The organism is Uliginosibacterium sediminicola, assembly GCF_039631295.1.
Taxonomy (GTDB): Bacteria; Pseudomonadota; Gammaproteobacteria; order Burkholderiales; family Rhodocyclaceae; genus Viridibacterium; species Viridibacterium sediminicola.
On record NZ_JBDIVE010000003.1, the window covers coordinates 46,619 to 63,234 of the forward strand.

Annotated in this window: 12 protein-coding genes and 1 tRNA gene; 6 read left to right on the forward strand and 7 right to left on the reverse strand. The window is 64.9% G+C overall.

What is annotated here, in order from left to right; translation table 11 throughout:
- Nucleotide 1 precedes the first annotated feature (1 nt).
- Both ABDB84_RS07220 and miaB read right to left on the reverse strand, forming a co-directional pair.
- Nucleotides 2–2,674: a zinc-dependent metalloprotease gene (locus ABDB84_RS07220; RefSeq protein WP_345919036.1), complete on the reverse strand. Its 2,673-nt coding sequence runs from the start codon at nucleotides 2,672–2,674 to the stop codon at nucleotides 2–4.
- Nucleotides 2,664–3,998, reverse strand: coding sequence for a tRNA (N6-isopentenyl adenosine(37)-C2)-methylthiotransferase MiaB (gene miaB, locus ABDB84_RS07225; protein ID WP_345919037.1), 1,335 nt, complete (start codon nucleotides 3,996–3,998; stop codon nucleotides 2,664–2,666). Before miaB ends, ABDB84_RS07220 begins: the two co-directional genes overlap by 11 nt.
- Before the next feature lie 217 nt (nucleotides 3,999–4,215).
- Here miaB and ABDB84_RS07230 point away from each other — a divergent pair.
- The 3 genes from ABDB84_RS07230 to chrA all read left to right on the forward strand — a co-directional run bounded on the left by ABDB84_RS07230 (nucleotide 4,216) and on the right by chrA (nucleotide 6,315).
- Nucleotides 4,216–4,292, forward strand: a tRNA-Met gene (locus ABDB84_RS07230).
- 168 nt (nucleotides 4,293–4,460) lie between these two features.
- Nucleotides 4,461–4,910 (forward strand): DUF441 domain-containing protein, encoded by a 450-nt coding sequence (locus ABDB84_RS07235; protein WP_345919038.1) that lies wholly within the window; start codon nucleotides 4,461–4,463, stop codon nucleotides 4,908–4,910.
- Between the two features lie 40 nt (nucleotides 4,911–4,950).
- Nucleotides 4,951–6,315 carry a chromate efflux transporter gene (chrA, locus tag ABDB84_RS07240; RefSeq protein WP_345919039.1) on the forward strand — a complete coding sequence of 455 codons (1,365 nt, stop codon included), beginning with the start codon at nucleotides 4,951–4,953 and terminating at the stop codon, nucleotides 6,313–6,315.
- Between the two features lie 14 nt (nucleotides 6,316–6,329).
- Here chrA and ABDB84_RS07245 read toward each other — a convergent pair whose 3' ends face one another.
- A complete protein-coding gene (locus ABDB84_RS07245) occupies nucleotides 6,330–7,103 on the reverse strand; it encodes an SDR family NAD(P)-dependent oxidoreductase (protein ID WP_345919040.1) in 774 nt (257 codons plus the stop codon).
- 285 nt (nucleotides 7,104–7,388) lie between these two features.
- Here ABDB84_RS07245 and ABDB84_RS07250 point away from each other — a divergent pair, with 285 nt between their 5' ends.
- Nucleotides 7,389–7,664 carry a hypothetical protein gene (locus ABDB84_RS07250; protein WP_345919041.1) on the forward strand — a complete coding sequence of 92 codons (276 nt, stop codon included), beginning with the start codon at nucleotides 7,389–7,391 and terminating at the stop codon, nucleotides 7,662–7,664.
- A gap of 66 nt (nucleotides 7,665–7,730) precedes the next feature.
- Here the strand turns inward: ABDB84_RS07250 and ABDB84_RS07255 are convergent, their stop codons facing one another.
- Complete coding sequence (locus tag ABDB84_RS07255) at nucleotides 7,731–8,501, reverse strand: SDR family NAD(P)-dependent oxidoreductase (protein ID WP_345919042.1); 771 nt, start codon at nucleotides 8,499–8,501, stop codon at nucleotides 7,731–7,733.
- A 106-nt stretch (nucleotides 8,502–8,607) separates the two neighbouring features.
- Between ABDB84_RS07255 and ABDB84_RS07260 the strand changes: the two genes are divergently transcribed.
- Together ABDB84_RS07260 and ABDB84_RS07265 are read left to right on the forward strand one after the other, a co-directional pair.
- The gene (locus ABDB84_RS07260; protein ID WP_345919043.1) at nucleotides 8,608–9,777 is read left to right on the forward strand and encodes a UbiH/UbiF family hydroxylase; all 1,170 of its coding nucleotides are present in this window, start codon (nucleotides 8,608–8,610) and stop codon (nucleotides 9,775–9,777) included.
- A gap of 29 nt (nucleotides 9,778–9,806) precedes the next feature.
- Nucleotides 9,807–10,592, forward strand: coding sequence for a thioredoxin fold domain-containing protein (locus ABDB84_RS07265; RefSeq protein ID WP_345919044.1), 786 nt, complete (start codon nucleotides 9,807–9,809; stop codon nucleotides 10,590–10,592).
- A gap of 72 nt (nucleotides 10,593–10,664) precedes the next feature.
- Here the strand turns inward: ABDB84_RS07265 and malQ are convergent, their stop codons facing one another.
- From malQ to glgB, 3 genes are read right to left on the reverse strand one after another with little or no spacing between them, the layout of a single operon-like run.
- A complete protein-coding gene (gene malQ, locus ABDB84_RS07270) occupies nucleotides 10,665–12,167 on the reverse strand; it encodes a 4-alpha-glucanotransferase (RefSeq protein WP_345919045.1) in 1,503 nt (500 codons plus the stop codon).
- Nucleotides 12,168–12,200: 33 nt separating this feature from the next.
- Nucleotides 12,201–14,318 carry a glycogen debranching protein GlgX gene (gene glgX, locus ABDB84_RS07275; RefSeq protein WP_345919046.1) on the reverse strand — a complete coding sequence of 706 codons (2,118 nt, stop codon included), beginning with the start codon at nucleotides 14,316–14,318 and terminating at the stop codon, nucleotides 12,201–12,203.
- Nucleotides 14,306–16,501, reverse strand: coding sequence for a 1,4-alpha-glucan branching protein GlgB (glgB, locus tag ABDB84_RS07280; RefSeq protein ID WP_345919047.1), 2,196 nt, complete (start codon nucleotides 16,499–16,501; stop codon nucleotides 14,306–14,308). The genes glgX and glgB overlap by 13 nt, the downstream gene beginning before the upstream one ends.
- Between the last annotated feature and the right edge of the window lie 115 nt (nucleotides 16,502–16,616).

A 16,616-nucleotide genomic window follows, 5' to 3' on the forward strand; every position in this document is an offset into this window, starting at 1 on the left:
TTCAACCCAGCTTGAGCAGACGCGCCTGCAAGGCTTCGTCGACGATGTTCAGGGCTTCGCGCAGATGCGCCTCGGTGCTCGGAGTGTGCTTGCTGCGCAGACTGCGTTGCAGGCGGCCGCGCAATTGCTGCAGTTCGAGGCGGGCGAGGCTGCGCACATCCGGCGGCGTGCCAGCGGACGGATGGGTGACGAAGCCGCTCAGGCGCCCCAGCCAGTTGCGCTGAAGATTGCGACGGATCAGGTCGATCTCGGCGCCGGGTTTGTCCAGCTCGCTCCAGATCGCCAGGTTCAGCTGATGCAGCATGTCGCCGAGCTGCAGGGCGCCTTCCGGCGTGCTGCGCAGCAGTTCGCTGTCGAGCAGGCGCAAGGTGGTGCGGTCGGAGACCAGGCGTTCGAGCGCGGCGTTCTGCACGCGAGAGACCAGGGCCACTAGCGGTACTTGCGGGTCGACGCTGCTGACATTGCCACGGATCAGATCGTCGAAGCGGTTCAGGTGGTCCATCGGCAGGCGCTGCAGCAGCGCCGGCGGCACGCGGAAACTGTCACTGGAGAACAGCGCACGGGTCAGGCTGTCGAGGGCGCGGCGCTGCTCGGCGGCGGGCACCGGGGTGAAGCTGGGCATGCGCTGCGAGGGCTCGTGCACGCTGCGGATGCCGCCGACTTTCTTGGCCAGGTTCTGCGCTGAATCGGCGAGTCCGCTCAGGCTGCTCATCACGCTCTCGCGTGCCAGCGGATAGGGGTGCTCACCCGGTGGCCGACGGGCGATCCAGTCGATGCGCTCGCGTGCGATCTGCACACGGCGCTCGAACCAGGTCTGGATGTCATTGCCGAGGTCGAACATGTTCACGTCGGGGTCCACGCCCTGGTTGCCCAGCGCATCGATGTCATTGGCGTAAGCCAGCGTCGGCTCGTAGCGGCCGCGTGCGGCGAGCTGGTCGAGCAGGAGTTTCTCGTTTTCCGGCGGCAGCGGCTTGTAGCCGTATTCGATGGCCCACAGATCGTAAGCGCCCAGATGCTTCTGGAAATACGGCGCCGGCTTCTCGCCTGCCAGACTCAGATTGACCGGCACATAGTCCATCACCGAGGCGACCGTGCCATGGCTGGCAATATAGGCCGGATCGCGCAGCTGGGCCGGCGTGAAGGCCTTGGACGCGATGAAATTGTGGGTCAGACCCAGGGTGTGGCCAACCTCGTGGGCGACGATCAGGCGCATGTAGTCATCGATGAAGGCCTCGGCTTCCGGGCTGCCTTCCTTCAGCTCACCGCGCGCCAGCAGCAGGTCGTAGGCTTCCTGGAACTGCACGCTGGCTGCATTCGGGTAGTCGCATAGCGCGTCCTGCAGGGCTTGCTGCGCAGCGCGCGCGCGCGAGGGGAATTCGTGTTCGATGTTGCGTCGTGCCCCCCGGGTGAAGACGTCGGCAATCACCACGTCGGCATCGAGGATCTCGCCGCTGCGCGGATCGGTCACCGAAGGGCCGATGGCGACATTGGCATTGGTGCCGATGTACCAGCGCACCGAGGCGTGCTGGCGGTCCAGGGTGTCGAAATCGGCATCATCCGTTTGTTGTTTGACGACGATGGCATCCTTGAAGCCGATCCGCTCGAAGGCTTCGTTCCACAGCAGGATGCCTTCGCGCACCACCTGGCGGTAGCGTTCGGGGACGTTGCGGTCGATCCAGAAGGTGATCGGCTGCTTGGGCTCGGACAGCTCGGCCTGCTCGTCCTTTTTCTCCAGACGCCAGCGCGAGATGTAGTGCACGCGCGGGTCCGGCCGGGCGTCGTCGTGGAAGTCCCAGCGGGTGGTGAAGAAATAGCCGACGCGCGGATCTGCATCGCGCGGGCGCATGGTTTCGGCTGGCAGCGGTGAGAAGCTGAAGTGGAAGCCGAGGAACACGCTGCGCGGGTCCGGCACATTCGCCGGCAGGCGCACCGGTGCGCCATTGGCCGAGTTGCTGGAAGGCAGGCGCGACAAACCGAAGTGGTAGCGCAGATCGAAAGTCAGCTCCTGGCTGCTGCTGCGCATGGCCAGGATCTGGCTATTGCCGCGATCAAAGGCGTAAGGCGCGCGGAAGCTGCCCTCCAGCGCCGGGCCGGCGCCGGGAATGTCGTTGAGCAGCAGGATGTTCAGATCGACGAGCACTGCCTTGGTCTGCGGATGCGGCTGGCTGACGATGGGCGCGGCGGCGATCAGGCTGTCGGGGAAGGCCTGCCCGACGGCGCGTTCCAGCGGCTTGTTGCCATCGGCGAAGAAGCGCGTGTTGCGCTCCACCCATTGCACGCGATCAACACTGGTGCGGCGCCATTGGGTAATGGTGCCATCGAGCAGCAAGCCGGCGACGAAGGGGCTCTCGCCGATGCTTTGCGCGTTGTGGCTGACGAAATAAAAGGGCTTGTTGAAGTCACTCTCGCGCAGCTCGATCAGGAAGCGGTCTTCCTTCTGCCAGATCGTGAAAAAGCCGGGGATGCGCCGGTAATCCTTGATCACGTCCATGAACGGGCGCTGCGGCGCGCTGCTGGTGACGGCGCTGCTGCCGTTGCCTGAGGTGCTGCTGGCGCTGCTGGAACTGCCGTTGCTGCTCTGCGCTGACGATAGCAGGGGGCAGAGCGCGATCAGCACGCCACAGCAGGCCTTGAGCCAGCGTAGCGTGTGCGGGGTGCGGGGTTTATTCGGCAAGAACCAGTTCTCCTCGTAGCGAGTGGGGCAGGGCGGCGGTGATGCGAACCTGGACGAAATGATTGATCTGGCGCGGCTGGCCAACAAAATTGACGACGCGATTATTGTCGGTGCGGCCGGCCAGCTCGGAAGGATCTTTCTTCGCCGGGCCATCGACCAGGATGCGCTGCACGCTGCCGACCATCGCGGCGCTGACCGCCTGGGTCTGCTCCTCGATGCGCTTTTGCAGGCGGGCCAGGCGTTCGAGCTTGAGCTCGGCCGGCGTGTCGTCGGCCAGATCGGCCGCCGGCGTGCCCGGACGCGGGCTGTAGACGAAGCTGAAGGCATTGTCGAAGCCGACATCCTCGATCAGCTTCATCGTTGCTTCAAAGTCGGCCGCCGTCTCGCCGGGGAAACCGACGATGAAATCAGAAGACAGCGAGAGATCCGGCCGCGCCGCGCGCAGCTTGCGCACCAGTGCCTTGTATTCGAGCGCCGTGTAACCGCGCTTCATGGCGGCGAGGATGCGGTCCGAGCCGGACTGCACCGGCAGGTGCAATTGCGACACCAGCTTGGGCAGGCGCGCATAGGCATCGATCACGCGCTGGGTCATCTCGCGCGGATGTGAGGTCGTGTAGCGGATGCGCTCGATGCCCGGCATGTCGTGCACGCAGTCGAGCAGGAAGGCAAAGTCCTCGACCTCGCTGCCGCCCTTGGACAGCGGCGCACGCCAGGCATTGACGTTCTGCCCGAGCAAGGTCACTTCCTTGACGCCTTGCGCAGCCAGACCCGCGATCTCGGTGAGGATGTCATCGAGCGGGCGCGAGACTTCCTCGCCGCGCGTGTACGGAACGACGCAGAAGGTGCAGTACTTCGAGCAGCCTTCCATGATCGACACGAAGGCGGTCGCGCCCTCGACGCGCGCCGGCGGCATGCTGTCGAACTTCTCGATCTCGGGGAAGCTGATATCGACCTGCGAGCGCCCCGTCTCGCGGCGCTTGTCGATCAGTGCCGGCAGGCGGTGCAGGGTTTGCGGGCCGAATACCACGTCCACATAAGGCGCACGCTTGACGATGGCCGCGCCCTCCTGCGAGGCGACACAGCCACCGACGCCGATGATCAGGCCCGGCTTGGTTTTCTTGAATTCCTTGACGCGACCCAGGTCGTGGAACACGCGCTCCTGCGCCTTCTCACGCACCGAGCAGGTATTGAACAGGATGATGTCGGCTTCGGCCGGGTCGTCGGTCTTGCTGAGTTCTTCGCCAGCACCCAATACGTCGGCCATCTTGTCCGAATCGTATTCATTCATCTGGCAGCCAAAGGTGCGGATGTAGAGCTTCTTCATGTGTGAGATCTGAATAGGTGGCCCGTCTGCAGCCTGCGGCGCGGGCGCGCCATGACGGGCGACCCGCAATGGTCGGCCATCGTCCTGGCGAAGTCAATCCGCAGCACGACAGCACTTTTCCCATCAAGCCCATGAATTGCATGGACTTTGATGAAAATTCCTGCTGCAACGCCTTGACCGTTGTGCAGACCAGCAATACAATTGCCGGCTCGATTTTGGTGATGTAGCTCAGATGGTTAGAGCGGTGGATTCATAACCCACAGGTCGGCGGTTCGATCCCGCCCATCACCACCAGTCACCAAAGGCCCGTCAGCGCAAGCTGACGGGCCTTTGTCTTGGTGCCTCGCTTGGTGCCTCGTTTTGCTGGACGTGTGGAAATTGCGGCTTGCCAGCGAACAGGCCGTGCCACTAGCCTAGGACCTCTTGCGCCCGCCCGGGCAGCACACTTGCCGGATTGATGCCATGAGTTTCGAAAACCTGCCCATCCTGCTGATCCTGATTCTCGCTGTGGTCGGCAATAACGTCTCGGTGGCGATTGCCGCTGCGGCGCTGCTCCTGCTCAAGCTGCTCGGGCTGAGCAGCTGGCTGGGCGTGGTCGAGACGCGTGGTATCAATATCGGCGTGATCATCCTCACGGCGGCCGTGCTGGCGCCGCTGGCTGCGGGCAAGATCGAACTGGCCGCGCTGGGCGATACCTTCAAGACGCCTGCCGGCCTGATCGCCGTAGTGGTTGGCCTCGGCGTGGCCTGGGTCGCCGGGCGCGGCGTGCCCTTCATGCAGGCCTCTCCCCAACTGGTAACCGCGGTGATGGTCGGCACCCTGATCGGCGTCTGCTTCTTCAAGGGTCTGGCGGTCGGCCCCTTGATTGCCGGTGGCATGGTTGCGCTGATTGTCGGGGTGTTGCGAGTATAGGGTGTGGCACACTGCGCTATCCCGTTGTACTGGATGCGCAATGTCCGATTCCCACCCTGCAGCGCCCGCACCGGTCAGTCTGGCTGAGGCTTTCCGCTTCTGGCTCAAGCTGGGCTTTCTGAGCTTTGGCGGCCCGGCCGGGCAGATTGCCCTGATGCATCAGGAGCTGGTGGAGCGGCGGCGCTGGATTTCCGAGCGGCGCTTTTTGCATGCGCTCAATTTCTGCATGGTCTTGCCCGGGCCCGAGGCGCAGCAGTTGGCGACCTATATCGGCTGGCTGATGCATCGGCGGCTGGGCGGTCTGCTGGCGGGCGGCTTGTTTGTGCTGCCTTCCCTGCTGATCCTCATCGTGTTGTCGTGGATCTACTGCGCCTACGGCCAGCTCGCCCTGGTGGCGGGTGTGTTCTATGGCATCAAGCCGGCGGTGACGGCCATCGTCGCGCAGGCCGCCTATCGTATCGGCTCGCGCGTACTCAAGAATGCCTGGCTGTGGGCGCTTGCGCTGGCGGCGTTCGTGGCGATCTTCGCGCTCGATCTGCCCTTCCCGCTGATCGTGCTGGTGGCCGGGCTGATCGGCTATGCCGGCGGGCGCTGGCGGCCGGCGAAGTTCGCCCTGGGTGGCGGCCATGCGGCGGCGGGCAAGTCCTACGGCGCGGCGCTGATCGACGACGACACGCCCGCGCCTGCCCACGCCTGCCTGGGCTGGTCGCACACCGCGCGCATCGTGCTCTGCGGTGTGCTGCTGTGGTGCCTGCCGATGCTGGCGCTCTGGCTGACGCTGGGCTGGTTGCACACGCTCACGCAGATGGGCTGGTTCTTCAGCAAGGCGGCCTTGCTGACCTTCGGTGGCGCCTATGCGGTGCTGCCCTATGTCTATCAGGGCGCGGTGAGTCATTACGGCTGGCTGCGGCCGACGCAGATGATCGATGGCCTCGCGCTGGGCGAGACGACGCCGGGACCGCTGATCATGGTGGTGGCCTTCGTCGGCTTCGTCGGTGGCTATCAGAGCCCGCAACTGGCGGCGCTGTTCGGCAGCCAGCATGGCTTCCTGGCCGGCGCGCTGGCAGCGGTGCTGGTGAGCGGCTTCACCTTCCTGCCGTCCTTTGTCTTCATCTTCGCCGGCGCGCCGCTGATCGAGCGCACGCATCAGGAACTCCGATTCACCGCGCCGCTGACGGCGATCACCGCCGCCGTGGTCGGGGTGATCCTCAATCTGGCGGTGTTCTTCGCCTACCACGTGCTGTGGCCGCAGGGCTTCGCGGCAGGCGTGCTGGCCGGGCTCGATGGCCGTGCCGCCCTGATCGCCCTGGCGGCTGCACTGGCCTTGTTCCGCTTCAAATGCTCGGTGATCCAGGTCATCCTCGCCAGCGCGCTGATCGGCTGCCTGCTCGGTGCGCTGGGCTGAAGGCGGGCAGTGCCTCAGACCACGCCCGAGCTGCCGCCATCCACATTGATGCTGGCGCCGGTGACATAGCTGGCTGCCGCCGAGGCGAGGAAGACGATGACATTGGCCGCTTCGCTGGCCTCGCCGACCCGGCCCAGTGGCACGTTCTGGCCGAGCTTGGCGTAGTGCGCCTCGGCGCTGAGCTGTTGTCGCTCGGCCGCGCGCAGTTGCTGGCCGCTCTTGAAGAGGCCGACGCAGACGGTATTGACGAGGATCTTGTCGGCCGCATATTCCTTGGACAAGGCCTTGGTCAGGGCGATGCCGGCGGCGCGGCTGACCGAGGTCGGTACCGAGCGTGCTGCCGGCTGTTTGCCGCCGACCGTGGTGAGGTTGATGATGCGCCCGCCGCCTTGTGCACGCAGATGCGGCAGGGCTGCACGGCTGACGCGGATGGCGGCGAACAGCTTGAGGTCGAGGTCTTCCTGCCAGACTTCGTCACTGACCGTCTCGAAGGCCTTGGCGCTTGAGGTGCCGGCATTGTTGACGACGATGTCGAGGCGGCCGAAATACGCCACTGCCGCACTGACCAGCCGTTCCACATCGGCCGGCAGGGTGACATCGGCCACCACCGCCAGCGCGCTGCCGCCTGCGGCATTGATTTCCTCGGCCACCGCCTTGAGCGGTGCCTCGCGGCGCGCGGCGATGACGACATGGGCGCCTTCGGCCGCCAGTTGCAGAGCGGTGGCCTTGCCGATGCCATCGCTGCCGCCCGTGATCAGTGCCACCTTGCCTGTGAGTCCCAGATCCATCTGCCATCCTCCTTGAAAGTCGTCTCTGTGAGGCGCCGGGCGAGCGGTCGATGCCGCACCCGCGCTTGCTAAAGATACGCGAGCACGTCACTATGCAATAGCTCGTACGTCACTCTCTTCCTCTTGCGGATACTCCTCAGCAGCAGGCAGTCACGATCGCGCCGGGTTTGCGCGCAACTCGCAAGACCTCTTCACCCCGCCGGACCAGATGCCGCAGCGCATCCGGTCGGGTATTCATTTCAGTTTCCAGAGACGGCTTCGGCCGTGGCAGGGATAGGACTATTTATGCAATCCGTATCGTCGAACTACAAAGGCTTCCTGATCGAGCCGCTCGTCTATCTTCTCGCGCCGACCGCTGCGTCGGGCCGTCAGCGTCCGCTCGACAAGCGTTACCAGGCATCGGTGCAGATCACCAATGTCGACACCCAGGACAAGCAAGTCATCAAGCTGCCGCTGTCCTCGCAGTTTGAATGCGTGGGCGATGCCCGCCGCGCCGCCGAGCTCTACGGCCGCGCCCTGGTCGACAATCCCAAGGATCACGCCGAGACCCTGGCGGTCTGATCTGCCGCCGTCCGGCGCGCGCCGAGCCCTCGTGCAAGGGGCGCACGCCGGAGGCCGCCAGCCGGCTCAGCTCTTGCGGGCCACCTGCAAAGCGCCCGGCGCCTGGCATACCGGCATGATCGAGATGCTGTTGATATTGACGTGGGCGGGGCGGCTGATCAGCCAGTCCACCGTATCGGCGATGTCATCGGGCGTCAGCGGCGCCGTACCGGCATAGACCGCCGCCGCCTTGTCGTCATTTCCCTTGAAGCGCACATTCGAAAACTCGCTGCCGCCCGACAGGCCCGGCTCGATATTGCTCACGCGCACCGCCGTGCCGAGCAGGTCGGCCTTGAGGTTGAGCGTGAATTGCTCGACAAAGGCCTTGGTCGCGCCATACACATTGCCGCCGGGATAGGGATATTCACCCGCAATCGAACCGATATTGATGACATGGCCGCGATTGCGCGCCACCATGCTCGGCAGTACCGCGTGGGTCAGTGCGACGAGGCCCAGGCAATTGGTTTCGATCATCTGCTGCCAGTCATCCAGTTCGGCGCGTTGCGCCGGTTCCAGTCCCAGCGCCAGACCGGCGTTGTTGACCAGCACATCGATATTCGCGAAGTCGTCGGGCAGATTGGCGATCAGCGCGCTGATTGCGCTGCGCTCGCGCACATCGAGGGGCACAGCATGAATCTGGCCGGGGAATTCGGCGACCAGTTCGGCCAGGCGTTCGCTGCGCCGGGCTGCGGCGACGACACGGTGGCCCGAGCGGGCGAGGTGGCGGGCGATGGCCGCGCCAAAGCCGGAGCTGGCGCCGCTGACCAGGGCAACGGGGCGGGTAGTGGCAGTGTTCATGATCAATCCGGAGTTGCGCGCAAGTGCGAGGGGCCTTGATTCTAGTCCTGCTCGGCGCGCTGCGGCATGACGCGAGCGCCCGCTTGCGGCACAATCGGGACCAATCATGACTCAGCACGATTTCGACATCCTCATTCTTGGCGGCGGTCTGGCGGGCGCCAGCCTGGCCTGTGCGCTGCGCGGCAGCCGCTATCGCATCGCCTTGCTCGACCGCGCCGCGCCGCGTCTGGCCGAGGGCTGGGATGCGCGCATCTACGCCATCAGCCCGGCCTGTGTCAGCTTTCTGGAGCGCTGCGCCGCCTGGCAGCACCTTGATGCAGGGCGCGTGCAACGCATCGAGCGCATGGAAATTTTCGGCGACGCCGGCGGGCATATCGACTTCTCGGCCTATGCGGCCGGTCTCGATGCCCTGGCCTGGATCGTCGAAGGCAGCCGGCTGGCCGAGGAACTGTGGCAGACCGCCCGGCGCCAGTCGAACATCACGGTGATCAGCCCGGCGCAGCCGCAGACGCTGCAGATCACTGAGCAGGGCGCTCAGCTGAGTCTGGCCGATGGCCGCACGCTCAGTGCCGGGCTGGTGGTGGGTGCCGATGGCGTCAATTCCTGGCTGCGCGAGCAGCTGGGCGTCGCCGCTACGCAGCAGCCCTACCCGGACATGGGCGTGGTCGCCAACTTCAGCTGCGAGCGTGCGCACGCTGGCACGGCCTATCAATGGTTCCGCGATGACGGAATTCTCGCCTGGCTGCCCCTGCCCGGAAACCAATTCTCGATTGTCTGGTCCACCCCTGAGCAACATGCCCGCGAGCTCTGCGCCTTGCCGCTGGAAGACTTCACCGAACGCGTGGCCGCCGCAGGTGGGCATGCACTGGGACGTTTGCAGGCCCTGGCGCCAGCCGCCGCTTTCCCGCTGCGCCTGATGCGCGTCAAGGACGTGGTTGGGCCGCGCTATGCGCTGATCGGCGATGCCGCGCATGCCCTGCACCCGCTCTCGGGGCACGGCATCAACCTGGGTTTTCAGGATGCGCGGGAGCTTGCCGATGTATTGCTGGCGCTGCCGGATTTCCGCGACTGCGGCGAGCTGGCGGTGCTGCGCCGCTACCAGCGTGCGCGGGTCGAGGAAGTCGCTTTATTGCAGGGCGTGACGCATGGCCTGCATGCCTTGTTTGCCGCGCAGTCGGCGCCACTGGCCTGGCTGCGCAATCGTGGCATGAGCCTGACCGGCAAACTGCCGTTTGTGAGTGCGGCCATGACGCGTTATGCGGCAGGTCTGATTTGAACGCAGTAGTGATAAAAACGGAGAACAGCTTGAACAGCAAACTTTGGCGGGCATCGCTCGCAGCAATCTGCATGGCCGGCAGCATGTCGATGTCTGTCGCGGCCGACGCCGCCAGCAAGTCAAGCCAGAAGGCCCGCGCCGAGACGCAGCAGGAGCTGGAGATCCGCAAGTCCGTTGAACAGGTGGTGACCACGCCGGGCGCCATCGACAGCGTGCGCAAGACCAGTTACGGCAATTTCTTCGAGGTGGTGCTGAGCAATGGCGACATCGTTTATGCCGATCCGAGCGGCAGCTTCCTGATCTCCGGCCCGCTGGTCGATATCAAGTCGAAGAAGAACGTCACCGCCGAGCGTACCAAGGAGCTGCAGCAGATCAATATCAACGATCTGCCGCTGGCCAATGCCATCAAGCAGGTGCGCGGCAATGGCAAGCGCATCCTGATCACCTTTGAAGATCCGAACTGTGTTTATTGCAAGAAGCTGGCAAAAGACCTGGTGAGCCTCAAGGACACCACCATCTACACGTTCCTGACGCCGATCCTGGCGCCGGACTCTGCCGAGAAATCCAAGGCCATCTGGTGCTCCAGTGATCGCGCCAAGGCCTGGAACGACTGGATGACCGAGGGCAAGACGCCGAGTGGTTCGACCGCTTGCGACAACCCCATCGCCAAGAACATGGAGCTGCAGCAGCGCCTGCGCATCAATGGCACGCCGACCATGTTCCTCGCCGACGGCAATCGTCTGGGTGGTTATGTGCCGCTGGCCGAGCTGGATAAATCGATCAGCGAAGCGGGCGAGAAGGCACGCAGCAAGTAAGCCGCCGCACTGCAGATCAGGAACGACAACAAGGGCGCTACGGCGCCCTTGTTGTTTGCGTTGTTCTTGCGCTCAGCTGCGGCTGTAGAGCTGGCACAGCTGCAGCAGCAGCTGGCTGTGCCAGTCCTGCAACTGTGACCAGCTGAAGCGCCATTGCCAGTAGCCCGCGGCCTTGCCGGGGAAATTCATGCGCGCCTCGCTGCCCAGGCCCAGCACATCCTGCAGCGGATGGATCGCCGTATCGGCGACGCTGGCGCAGGCGGCGCGGATCAGGCTCCAGTGGATATTGTGGCCGTCGATGGCGAGGTAGTCGCGCACGTGCTGGCGCTCGGCCTCGCTGATCTGCGCCCACCAGCCCTGGGTGGTGTCATTGTCATGGGTGCCGGTATAGACCACGCTGTCGCGCGCATGGTTGTGTGGCAGGTAGTTGTTGGCGCTGCGGCTGGCCGGTTCGCTACCGAAGGCAAACTGCAGGATGCGCATGCCGGGAAACGCGAACTGTGTGCGCAGCGCGTCGACGTCGGGCGTGATCACGCCCAGATCTTCGGCGATGATCTTCAGCGGGCCGAGTGCTGCGCTGATCGCCTCGAACAGCGCCGGCCCCGGACCGGGTACCCAGCGGCCATTGATAGCGGTTGCTTCGCTGGCCGGAATCTCCCAGTGCGCGGCAAAGCCACGGAAGTGATCGATGCGCACGACATCAACCAGCTCGAAAGTGCTGCGCACACGCTCTATCCACCAGGCGTAGCCTTCGGCGGCATGCGCCGCCCAGCGGTAGAGCGGATTGCCCCAGCGCTGACCGGTGTCGCTGAAAGCGTCCGGCGGCACGCCCGCGACGACAGTCTGCTTGCCATCGGCATCGAGTTCGAAGAGTTCCTGCCGCGCCCAAACTTCGGCGCTCTGGTAGGCAATGAAGATCGGCGCGTCGCCAACGATCTGTACGCCGCGTTCGTTGGCGTAGGTTTTGAGCTTGTGCCACTGTGTGAAAAAGCGCCACTGGCAGAACTTCCAGAAGTTGATGCGCTCGGCGTGCTCGGCGCGTGCCGCTTCCAGCGCATCCGGCGCGCGGCGGGCGAGGGCGGCGGGCCAGTCGCTCCAGTCCTGCCAGTTGTAAAAGTCGGCCAGCGCCATGAACAAGGCATAGTCGTCGAGCCAGGCGGCCTGCTTGACGCAGAAATCCACGTAGTCCTGCCGCTGCTCGGCGTCGGCGCACAAGCTGAACTGGCCCGCCGCTTCGTGCAGGCAGTGCATGCGCCAGGGCGCCATGCTGGCGAAGTCGATGGCCAGCTCTTCGAAGGCGGGCGTGTTGTGCAAGGTCTCCGCAGAGAGCCAGCCCTGGGCCTGCAGATCTTCAAGATCGATCAGCAGCACATTGCCGGCAAAGGCCGAGCTGCTCATGTAGGGCGAATTGCCCGGGCCGATGCCGCCCAGGGGCAGGATCTGCCACAGCCGCTGGCCGGCGCCGGCCAGCCAGTCCACGAAGTGGTAGGCGGCCGTGCCGAAGTCGCCCGAGCCATGCGGGCCGGGCAGTGAAGTCGGATGAAGCAGGATGCCGCTGGAACGTTGGAATTGCATGGTGCTTCTCCGCTACAAGTTGGACGCCTGAGGCTACAGTTTGATCTTTGCACCCGCTGCCGAGAGCAGCACCATGCTGTGCGCGGCGACCGTGAAGGGCACTTCACCCTGGCCGTACCAGCGCCGGTAACCGCGCGGGTGGGCGGTGTCGAGCTGGGCTTCCCACACGCCGTCGGGCAGCATGAAGTCGCCATCGCTGTCGTTGCCATTGATGAGCAGCAACAGCGGCGCGCCGGCGCGGCCCGGCTGGCCGATCAGGCAGCCGAACATGCGCGCATTGCCATCGCGCCAGGCGCCGCCCTGCAAGGGGCTGCCGTCGGCATTGAACCAGCTCAGGTCGTGCAGGCCGCGCGGATCGGACAAGCCGCTGTACCAGCGATTGTCGAACAGCAGCGCTTGCTGGCGCAGCGCCAGCAAGGTGGCGGTGAAATCGATGAGTTCCTCGTCCGCCTGGCGCCAGTCGATCCAGGTGATTTCATTGTCCTGGCAGTAGGGATTGTTGTTGCCGCGCTGCGTGTGGCCCAGTTCGTCGCCGGCCGCGATCATCGGCGTGCCCTGTGCCAGCAAGGTGGTGGCGAGCAGGGCGCGCTGCAGCTTGCCGCGCAAGGCATTGACGGCGGCATCCTCGCTCGGGCCTTCGGCACCACAGTTGTTGCTGAGGTTGTGCGCATGGCCGTCGCGGTTGTATTCGCCATTGGCTTCGTTGTGGCGCTCGTTGTAGCTGACCAGATCGCGCAGCGTGAAGCCGTCGTGCGAGATCACGTAGTTGACCGAGGCCACCGGTTCGCGCCGGCTGCCCTGGAAGATGTCGGACGAGCCGCACAGGCGCATCGCGAAGTCGCCGCGCGTGGCTGCCGAACGCAGCCAGAAGCCGCGCACGGCATCGCGGAAGTGGTCGTTCCATTCCTGCCAGCCGCGCGGAAAGCCGCCGACCTGGTAGCCGCCGGGGCCGACATCCCAGGGTTCGGCGATCATCTTCACGCCGGCCAGCACCGGGTCTTGCGCGACCGCAGTGAAGAAGGCGCTGCGGTTGTCGAAGCCATTGTCGGCACGGCCGAGAATCGGTGCGAGGTCGAAGCGGAAGCCATCGACATGCATCTCGCTGACCCAGTAGCGCAGGCTGTCGAGCACCAGGCGCAGGACTGCAGGCTGGCGGATGTCGATGGTGTTGCCGCAGCCGGTGTCATTGATGAACTGGCGTTTGTTGTCGCGCCCCAGGCGGTAATAGCTGCTGTTGTCCAGACCGCGGAAGCTGATGCAGGGGCCATTGGCGTCGCCCTCGCCGGTGTGGTTGAAGACCACGTCGAGAATCACCTCGATGCCGGCTGCGTGCAGGCACATCACCATGTTGCGGAATTCATCACGCACCGACATGCCGGCCACGCCCGAGGCGTAGCGCGGATCGGGGCTGAAGAAATTGATGGTGTTGTAGCCCCAGTAATTGACCAGGCCCATCTGCGTGAGGCGCTGCTCGTCGATGTGATAGTGCACCGGCAGGATGCTCAGGGCATTGACGCCGAGGCGCTGCAGATGCGCGATCGAGGCCGGATGGGCGAGGCCGGCATAGCTGCCGCGCAATTCTTCGGGCACGGCCGGATTGCGCTGCGAGAAGCCTTTGACATGCAACTCGTAGATCACCGTGTCTTCGGGCGCGATGCGCGGCGGGCGGTCTTCGCCCCAGTCAAAGCTCTGTTCCTCGACCACCACGGCCTTGAGTGCGACGGCGCTGTTGTCGAGGGTGTTCATCTGGTCGCGCTGTTCTGTGCTGAGCGCGAACTGCTCGTCACGCCAGCTGAACTGGCCGCAGATCTCGCGCGCGTAAGGGTCGAGCAGCAGCTTGTGCGGATTGAAAAAGTGGCCGTCCTGCGGCGCCCAGGGGCCTTCGGCGCGCAGGCCGTAGATCAGGCCGGGCGCGGCATCGGGCAGGTAGCCGTGGAACACGTCGAGACTGCGGCCGGGCAAGGCAAGGCGCGCCCGCTCGGTACAACCATCGGCCTCGTACAGGCACAGATAGATTGCCGTGGCATTGGCCGAGTACACCGCGAAGTTGATGCCACGGCCATCCCATTGGGCGCCCAGGGGCCAGGCCTGGCCCGGGGCGATCAGCAAGCTCGATTGCGTGGTGGGAGATGCGTTGTTCAGGGCTGCCATTCAAACATTACCGTTGCAAGAGGCGGCAGATCGATCAGGATCGAGAAGGGCTGGCCGCTGCAGCCGGTGTTCTCGCTTCTGGCCACACCAAAGGCGGTGCCGACATTGCTGCCACCGTAGTATTCAGAATCCGTGTTGATACGCTCGACATAGCTGCCGGCGCGTGGCACGCCGAGGCGGAAGGCGCGGTGCGTGCTCGGCGTGAAATTGCTGATCACCACCACCAGACTCTGCCTGCCGCTGCTGTAACGCACGAAGCTGAACACCGAGCGCTCGGCGTCGCTATGCTCGATCCACTCGAAGCCTTCGCCGCTGAAGTCGCAGCTGTACAGCGCCGGGCTGTGGCGGTAGAACTGGTTGAGGTCGCGCACCAGGCGTTGCACGCCGGCGTGCAGGCGCGCATCCGGGCCATGGTCGACCAGGTGCCAGTCCAGACTTTGCTCGTGGTTCCATTCGCGCTGCTGGGCGAACTCGCAGCCCATGAACAGCAGCTTCTTGCCCGGGTGGCCGAACATGAAGCCGTAATAGCTGCGCAGATTGGCAAATTGCTGCCAGCGGTCACCGGGCATCTTGCCGAGCATCGAGCCCTTGCCGTGCACCACTTCGTCATGCGAGATGGGCAGCACGAAGTTCTCGCTGAAGGCGTACATCAGCCCGAAGCTCATCTCGTTGTGATGGTATTTGCGGTGGATCGGGTCACGCGCAATGTACTTGAGCGTGTCGTTCATCCAGCCCATGTTCCACTTGTAGTGAAAGCCCAGGCCGCCGGCATAGGTCGGGCGCGAGACAGCGGGGTAGGAGGTCGATTCCTCGGCCACCGTGATCGCCTGCGGACGCTCGGCGCCGAGGACTTCATTGGCGCGCTTGAGGAAGGCGATGGCTTCCAGATTCTCACGCCCGCCCAGCGCGTTGGGAATCCATTCGCCGTCCTTGCGGCTGTAGTCGCGGTAGAGCATCGAGGCGACCGCATCGACGCGCAGGCCATCGACGTTGTAGCGCTCCAGCCAGTACAGCGCATTGCCGACGAGGAAGTTACGCACCTCGGTGCGGCCGAAGTTGTAGATCAGCGTATTCCAGTCTTGATGGAAGCCTTCGCGCGGATCGGCGTATTCATAGAGGTGAGTGCCATCAAAATTGGCCAGACCGTGCGCGTCGGTCGGGAAATGCGCCGGCACCCAGTCGAGCAGCACACCGAGGCCATGCGCGTGGCAGCGTGCGACAAAGCGGCTGAAGCCGGCCGGTTCGCCAAAGCGCGCGCTCGGCGCGAACAAGCCGATGCTCTGGTAGCCCCAGGAACCGTCGAAGGGATGCTCGCTGACCGGCATCAGCTCCAGATGGGTGAAGCCCATGTACTGCGCGTAGGGAATCAGCTCGTCGGCCAGCTCGTCCCAGTTGAGCCAGCGATCGCCTTCCTCCGGCTTGCGCCGCCAGGAGGCCAGATGCACTTCGTAAATGCTGATTGGCTGGTCGAGTCCGTTGGCCTGCTGGCGGGCCGGCGAAGCGGGCAGCGGTTCGGGAATGCGGTCCACGATGCTGGCGGTGGCCGGGCGCAGCTCGGCACGCAGCGCATAGGGGTCGGCCTTGAGCGGCAGCACCGCGCCATGCTGGTTGCGGATCTCGAACTTGTAGCGGGCGCCCTCGGCCACGCCGGGCAGGAAGATCTCCCACACGCCGCATTCGCGACGCAGGCGCATGCCGTGACGGCGGCTGTCCCAGAAATTGAAATCGCCGACGATGGCGACACGCGAGGCGTTCGGCGCCCACACCGCGAAACTGGTGCCGGCCACGCCCTCGAATTCGCGCGCACGCGCACCGAGGATTTCGTAGGGACGCAGATGGGTGCCTTCGCCGAGCAGCCACACATCGGTCTCGCCGAGCATCGGCGGGAAGCGGTAGGGATCATCGATCAGCGCGCGCTGACCGTCGGCCCAGGTCACGCGCAGGCGGTAATCGAAGCGCTTGCGGGTGTTCAGCGGCGCTTCGAAGAAGCCTTCGCCATGGCGCAGACCGAGCTGGGCACGCCGGCGCCCGCTGCTGGCGCTGATCACCTCGACCGCGCTGGCGCCGGGCAGGAAGCAGCGCAGCCAGAGGACGCCATCGGCCGCCGCATGCATGCCAAGGACGGCGAAGGGATCGGCGTGTTGTGCCGACAGGATCAGTTCGAGTTCGTGATTTGAGAGCATGCCGCACGGTAACCCGGAAACGGCTGCAAAGTCATTGGGCGTGCTCATGTTTGGATCTCGACCCGGTTTGAAGGTGGGCCTTCCCGCCGCCGGGCGGGAAGGCTTGCCCGTGTTC

Coding starts and splice junctions, on each gene's coding strand:
- miaB (WP_345919037.1), bottom strand. CDS start 3,998: ATGAAGAAGCTCTACATCCGCACCTTTGGCTGCCAGATGAATGAATAC.
- ABDB84_RS07235 (WP_345919038.1), top strand. CDS start 4,461: ATGAGTTTCGAAAACCTGCCCATCCTGCTGATCCTGATTCTCGCTGTG.
- chrA (WP_345919039.1), top strand. CDS start 4,951: ATGTCCGATTCCCACCCTGCAGCGCCCGCACCGGTCAGTCTGGCTGAG.
- ABDB84_RS07245 (WP_345919040.1), bottom strand. CDS start 7,103: ATGGATCTGGGACTCACAGGCAAGGTGGCACTGATCACGGGCGGCAGC.
- ABDB84_RS07250 (WP_345919041.1), top strand. CDS start 7,389: ATGCAATCCGTATCGTCGAACTACAAAGGCTTCCTGATCGAGCCGCTC.
- ABDB84_RS07255 (WP_345919042.1), bottom strand. CDS start 8,501: ATGAACACTGCCACTACCCGCCCCGTTGCCCTGGTCAGCGGCGCCAGC.
- ABDB84_RS07260 (WP_345919043.1), top strand. CDS start 8,608: ATGACTCAGCACGATTTCGACATCCTCATTCTTGGCGGCGGTCTGGCG.
- malQ (WP_345919045.1), bottom strand. CDS start 12,167: ATGCAATTCCAACGTTCCAGCGGCATCCTGCTTCATCCGACTTCACTG.
- glgX (WP_345919046.1), bottom strand. CDS start 14,318: ATGGCAGCCCTGAACAACGCATCTCCCACCACGCAATCGAGCTTGCTG.
- glgB (WP_345919047.1), bottom strand. CDS start 16,501: ATGCTCTCAAATCACGAACTCGAACTGATCCTGTCGGCACAACACGCC.